General features: G+C 32.5%; 4 protein-coding genes and 1 pseudogene. 4 read left to right on the top strand and 1 reads right to left on the bottom strand.

What is annotated here, in order from left to right; genetic code table 11:
- Positions 1-576: 576 nt before the first annotated feature.
- The 4 genes from yidD to cysS are packed head-to-tail and all read left to right on the top strand — an operon-like array spanning position 577 to position 5,685.
- On the top strand, positions 577-822 hold the full coding sequence (yidD, locus tag E4T68_RS08065) for a membrane protein insertion efficiency factor YidD (RefSeq protein ID WP_209305064.1): 246 nt from the start codon (positions 577-579) through the stop codon (positions 820-822).
- 55 nt (positions 823-877) lie between these two features.
- Positions 878-1,645 carry a hypothetical protein gene (locus tag E4T68_RS08060; protein WP_135125849.1) on the top strand — a complete coding sequence of 256 codons (768 nt, stop codon included), beginning with the start codon at positions 878-880 and terminating at the stop codon, positions 1,643-1,645.
- Positions 1,638-4,289, top strand: a complete 2,652-nt coding sequence (locus E4T68_RS08055) for a YfhO family protein (RefSeq protein ID WP_167753869.1) — start codon at positions 1,638-1,640, stop codon at positions 4,287-4,289. The genes E4T68_RS08060 and E4T68_RS08055 overlap by 8 nt, the downstream gene beginning before the upstream one ends.
- Positions 4,276-5,685 (top strand): cysteine--tRNA ligase, encoded by a 1,410-nt coding sequence (cysS, locus tag E4T68_RS08050; RefSeq protein ID WP_135125845.1) that lies wholly within the window; start codon positions 4,276-4,278, stop codon positions 5,683-5,685. The genes E4T68_RS08055 and cysS overlap by 14 nt, the downstream gene beginning before the upstream one ends.
- Positions 5,686-6,117: 432 nt before the next feature.
- Here cysS and E4T68_RS08045 read toward each other — a convergent pair.
- Positions 6,118-6,372: pseudogene (locus E4T68_RS08045) on the bottom strand (ISNCY family transposase); the annotation flags it as partial.

The following is a 6,372-nucleotide window of genomic DNA, read 5'->3' as shown; positions in this document are numbered from 1 at the left end:
GTTTAAATATTTTACATATTTACGAACTCGAGTATTTTTAGTGCAAGAAAAATTATTTAAACCATCTTAATATGGGCTGAAAAGTCTATCAAATCAGTATGCTTATTGTCAAGGCACGCTCACGCTATAAACCTTGACAACTGCATACTGATTCGAAAAGAAACAACTAGCCCTATTAAGAAAAAACAACTTAATATTTGCTGGAATTTTTACTTACCAACATAATTTGACGAAGAGCCCTCATTTAAAGCCATTTAAGTTTGTGTATATGAAAAAATGTGACGATTTATTCAGTCAAGTAAAAAAATAACTTGTGAAACACAAGCGTATAGTCTAAAAATATATAATTATTCAGTAGTTCTATCTCGTTGTTTTACACTTTGTTAAGGTGGCATTTCTTTACTTTAACAAGGAATGTGATATATGAATAATCAGCTATGATTTAGAAAAAACAAGAATGTGGTATATCATAGTCTGGTAAATAGTTTTTAATCATAATTATTCTAATATCATAGTTAAATAATGATGTGAAATGTGTTATAATCAAAACAACATACTGATAAGGAAAAGAAAGTGATGAAAAAAATAGTCAAAGGGATGATTAGAGGATACCAGTGTTACATTTCTCCTTTAACCCCACCAAGTTGTCGTTATGAACCAACATGTTCACAATATGCTTTAGAGGCTGTAGAGAAACACGGTGCTTTAAAAGGGAGTCTAATGGCAGTAGGACGTATTTGTCGATGCCACCCGTTTGTTAAGGGGGGAGTAGATCCAGTCCCAGATTATTTTACATTACGAAGAAATCGTTTCAACAAATAGCTAATGAATGATTTCGTTATCATCATATTAGAACATATTTTCAGAGGAGAACATTATGGGAAGATTAAAGAAAATTTATGTCATGCGAATGGATGCTTTAGTCATTTATGTCTTTTTTTGTTTTTTTATTGTGCTACTATATGCCATTTTTGGTTATATGAGAGCTTTTTTCTCAAGCTATCAAACATTGCAGTATTTATTTAGTTTTGGGCAAATTATTTGTATAGTATTGAGTATTGCAATCATTTTTATGATTTATTTTCAATTTAAAAAAGCAGGAAAATTTTCATTTTATCAGTACGGTATTGTTAATGAGCAAACGAAAGAGGAATTTTTTTATCATGATATTGTCTATTATGAATTTATTCCACAAAACAATAAAACTGCTAAAGGTTTGTTATTTAAAACAAAAGATGACAGACAGGGAGAATTATTAGGATTATTGCCATCCTCTGCATTTAAAATGTTTCAAGATGATCATACGACTATCTGGGCTCCATTTATGATTGAACAGATTAAACAAAAAGAACTATTTCGAATTACTGTTCAGGAAGACACAACATCATTTAAGTTGTTAATGGACTCAAATGATGAGAAAGATTTAGTGCTTTCACATCAAGGAATTGTTATTTATGACACGTTTTATCATTGGAATGACTTGTTACGTTATCAAATATCATGGAATGGCATGTTTGGTATAAAAGATAAAGAGAATCGTACCATTTTTTTAGAACCTTCGACGAGTTTATCTAATTACCGTTTGCTCCTTGCTATATTAGATTATTTTATACCGGTTCATGAAAGTGAGGGATCACATGGCTAAAAAACAAGTTTATATTATGAGTGCATGTCTACCTGTAACGGTTATGCTTGTTATCTTCATGATACAAGGTGTGACACCTTTTGGAAACTCTACCGTTATGGCAATTGATTTTGCTTCTCAATATATTGATTTATTTGCGTATATGAAAAGAGCAGTTTTAGAACTAGACTTTAGTAGTTTATTTTATTCCTTTTCTAAATCATTAGGCGGAGATATGTTAGGGTTGTGGGGATATTATTTATTGAGTCCGTTTAATCTTATTTATGTTCTTGTTCCTTATGAGCAGATTACGCTTGCAGCAACATTAACGATTTTAGCACGTTATAGTGCAATGGGACTGACATTTACACATCTACTAATAAAACGGTATAATGCCATGGGAAAACGTCCAATGTTAATTCCTGTCTTTGCAACAATTTACGCTCTAACTGGATTTAATGTCGCTTATCAAATGAACCCATTATGGTATGATGCAATGGTTATGCTCCCACTTGTTATTATTGGAGTTGAAACGGTCTTAGACGGAGGAAAAGGCATCAAATATAGTGTATTGCTGGCTTTAAGTATTATTTTTCAATACTACATGGCTTATATGATGTGCCTTTTTATTGTTTTGTACAGCTTCATATATATGGCTCGCAACTATAACGGTAAAAAATGGACAGAAAAAGTGATGTCTTACTGTAAACCAATCATTCGACTGGGAATGTACTCTATTCTTGGAGTTGGATTGAGTGCGATTGTGTTAATTCCTATTGTTCAAAATTTATTGATTAGTAAAGGTTCATATACAGAAAGTTTAACATTTCTTTGGAAATTCGAATTTAATCCATTGGATATTTTATCAAAGCTATTCATTGGTGCCTTTGATTATGATCAAATGCCTGCAGGGTTACCAAATGTCTATATTGCCTCTTTAGGATTAGTAGGTTTTTGTTTGTTCTTTACCCAAAAACAGTTCAGAAGATTCGAGCGTATCATGTTAGCCGTTGTGATGTTTATTTTTATTGTGTCAATGGCACATGATTTTAGTAATAAGATTTGGCATTTAGGGCAGACGCCTGCGTGGTTTTATCATAGATTTACATATTTAACATCTTTTCTTATGGTACTCATGGGTTATCGGACGCTAAAAGATATAAAAACTATTCCATTATATACTTTGATTATGGGGTTTGGTGCGATTTTAATTATGAACGGGATTGTCTATCAAAACCAATTTTCATTTATGAGTATTGGACAACAACTCATTTCTTCTGCGTTATGGTTGTTTGTGCTAGGTATTTTATATGTGAAACGTAGACATTTTGTATTATATGGAGTGCTCTTTTTGGTCACTATATTAGAGCTTGGGCTTAATGCTTACATTGATCAATCTAGAATTGGGTATGCACATGCAGGTGCCTTTCTTAATGCTCAAGTTGTTCAAAAACAAGTGATTGATACTATTCGTACACCACAAAATGATTTTTATCGTATTGCAAAATTATATAATCGGACAAAGAATGATCCATTTATGTTTAATTATCCAGGCTTAACGCATTTTAGTTCGACTATGGAAGCTGCAACACTAGATTTGTTTGATTATTTAGGAGATGCAGGCTCTAATGCAGCTACTAACTATGGTTCGGGTACACCGTTGACAGATGCATTATATGGTGTTAAATATATTGTGCAAATGAAAAATCTACCAGAGGAATTAAGAGGAGATGCTAATATTTATTCATTTACACGAGAAAGTACACGAAAAGATTTATATGCTTATTATCAATCTGTATCTGAAACAGATAGATTAAGAGTCTATCAAAATAATAATGTTCTTTCTATAGGTTTTGGTGTTTCGCAAGCAGTAATTGATGTGACATTCGATAAAAATAGTCCTGCACAAAATCAAAATAAAATTTTACAAGCCATGGCTGGCACAAAAGAAGAGTATTTTAAACAATATGCATTTAATGATATTCACTTAGACAACTTTGAAACAGATAATCCAAACGATTTATCTAGTGTGAGCTTGACAAGAATAGATAAAGATAAACCTGCTTCTATTCGTTATACGTTTACTCCACAAACAAAAGAAGCCTATTACATTTCGGTGCCAGCTACATTAAATAAGAGTAAAAATGATATTCAATTAACATTAAACGATAAAGTATATGAGTATTATCCAACTTTTGACCATAGACAACTTTGGAATATTGCCTACGATAATCAAAATCAAGAAACAACGTTTAAAGTGTCTACTTCAAAATTAAATGAGTTAAATATTTTTAATATTCAATTATGGAAATTAGATGGGCAAGCTATCCGAGATGTCATTGCTAATCGTATGAAACAAAACATGACGGTAACACACTGGCATGCTAATACGGTAGAGGGACATATTAATATTACGGATAATAGTACATATATGATGACAAGTATTCCATATAGTCCAGGCTGGCAAGTCTGGGTTGACAATAAGCCGGTTGAAACGGTAAAAGTATGGGAGAGCTTGTTAGCTATACCGATTAGTGCAGGGAGTCATACGATAAAAATGGTTTATATTCCAGTAGGATTATGGAGTGGGCTTGCAGTAAGTATCGTTTCAGGTGTTATATTAAGTGGCATATATTATAGGAGAAAAAAACATGAAAATATATAATACGTTAACTAAGCAAAAAGAAGCATTTAAGCCTTTAAAAGAAGGAAAAGTGAGTATGTATGTGTGTGGGCCAACTGTCTATAATTATATACATATTGGTAATGCAAGGAGTGCGGTTGCTTTTGATACAATTAGACGTTATTTAGAATATAGAGGATATGATGTTAATTATGTCTCTAATTTTACAGATGTTGACGATAAAATTATTCATAGAGGGCATGAACTTCAGTTATCTCCACAAGAAGTAGCCGAGAAATTTATACAGGCATTTTATGAGGATACAACACTATTAAATATAAAAAAAGCAACATTAAATCCTCGTGTTATGGAAAGTATAGAAGATATTATTCAATTTGTTCAAGACCTTATTGATAAAGATTATGCATACATATCTAAAGGAGATGTCTATTATCGAACAAATGCTTTCAAAGATTATGGAAAACTGAGTGGACAATCGCTAGATGATTTGATGAGTGGAGCTAGCGAGCGTGTAGCCGATGAGGAATTGAGCCGTAAAGAAAATCCGTTAGATTTCGCTTTGTGGAAGAGTGCCAAAGACGGCGAAATTAGCTGGGAATCACCATGGGGACAAGGTAGACCAGGGTGGCATATTGAGTGTTCTGTTATGGCAATCAAACATTTAGGTGACACAATTGATATTCATGCAGGTGGGCATGACTTAACATTTCCACATCATGAAAATGAAATTGCCCAATCAGAAGCAAAAACAGGAAAACAATTTGCTAATTATTGGTTACATAATGGTTTTGTAACGTTTGATGGTGAGAAGATGAGTAAGTCACTAGGCAATTTTGTAGTCGCTAGAGATTTATTACAACAAGTAGATCCACAAATTGTTCGCTTTTTATTAGCAAGTGCACATTATCGTCATCCACTAGCGTTTTCAGAGTCTGTTTTAAATGAGGCTGAAAATAACTTGGAAAAACTTAGACAGGCTTATCGCAATATTGAGTATCGTTTAAAAAAAGACGCAAAAGAGTATGAAAATGGTCAAGATAAAGATATTTTAGAAAAATTAAACGTCTTAAAGGAGCAATTTATTGCTGAGATGGACGATGATTTTAATGTGCCAAATGGGTTAAGTGTTCTTTATAAATTAGCTAAAGAGTTAAATATTTATAGTGAGCAGCCAGTTGTTTATCGGGAAATTGCACAAAATATGCTAGCCTTATTTAGTGAACTAGCCGAAGTGTTTGGTATTGTATTAGCAGAAAGTGCTTTAATTGATGAGGAAATCTTAGCCTTGATTGAAGAACGTTCACAAGCTAGAGCAAATAAAGACTTTAAACGTAGTGATGCTATTCGAGATTACTTAAAAGATCAAGGTATTATTTTGGACGACACGCCACAAGGCACACGTTTTAAAAGAATATAATGCAAATGTGTGAGTAAACTACTAGTTTACTCACACATTTTTCGGAGTATCGACAAAAAGAAGTACATAAAATCAAGTGAAGATGTTGTAGAACAAATTCACTTGATTTTTTATTTTTAGGTATAGAAAAAATGGAAGTGATGTCAAACTCTTGAAAAACACGATAACTATACAAAGAGAAATGTGTAGAGTATATTAAACAATTAATTCTGGATGATAAGGTATGTTGTAGATGATTATTTGTATAAAACGTTTTGAATATGTTTATATAATCAGATCTTTTTGTCAGAATAGGTATCATTATAAAAATAATAGATACAATATGTGTCAATCGAAAATGAAAATGTCCCAAAATGTGGGCCACTATAAGTGCAATGATTTTAAAAAAAATCATTGCACTTATAGGGCAAAATAATGTATGCTATTAAAGTATCAAGCAAGCTTGTTGTCTTGATACTCTTCAAGAGTTTTTCCAATACTCTTGAGATAGCGTTTGAAAGATGCCAGTTTCCACGGGTGTGATTGTGGTGGAACGTATTGGCGTCTTTCTTTTTTTATATTCTCACCCAAATCAAACACCGCTGAATGCTCTTCATGTGTTAACAAACAACGTGTGGCATAAATGTTGTCAGCGATATTCAAGAAAATATCCCCATTAAATGCTTCAATAACCAACGCTTTTGTGTG

The organism is Granulicatella sp. WM01 (assembly GCF_004570605.1).
Lineage (GTDB): Bacteria > Bacillota > Bacilli > Lactobacillales > Aerococcaceae > WM01.
The sequence above is the reverse complement of the archived record's forward strand: the minus strand, read 5'-3'. Positions and strand labels throughout refer to the sequence as shown.

Coding starts and splice junctions, on each gene's coding strand:
- yidD (WP_209305064.1), top strand. CDS start 577: ATGAAAAAAATAGTCAAAGGGATGATTAGAGGATACCAGTGTTACATT.
- E4T68_RS08060 (WP_135125849.1), top strand. CDS start 878: ATGGGAAGATTAAAGAAAATTTATGTCATGCGAATGGATGCTTTAGTC.
- E4T68_RS08055 (WP_167753869.1), top strand. CDS start 1,638: ATGGCTAAAAAACAAGTTTATATTATGAGTGCATGTCTACCTGTAACG.
- cysS (WP_135125845.1), top strand. CDS start 4,276: ATGAAAATATATAATACGTTAACTAAGCAAAAAGAAGCATTTAAGCCT.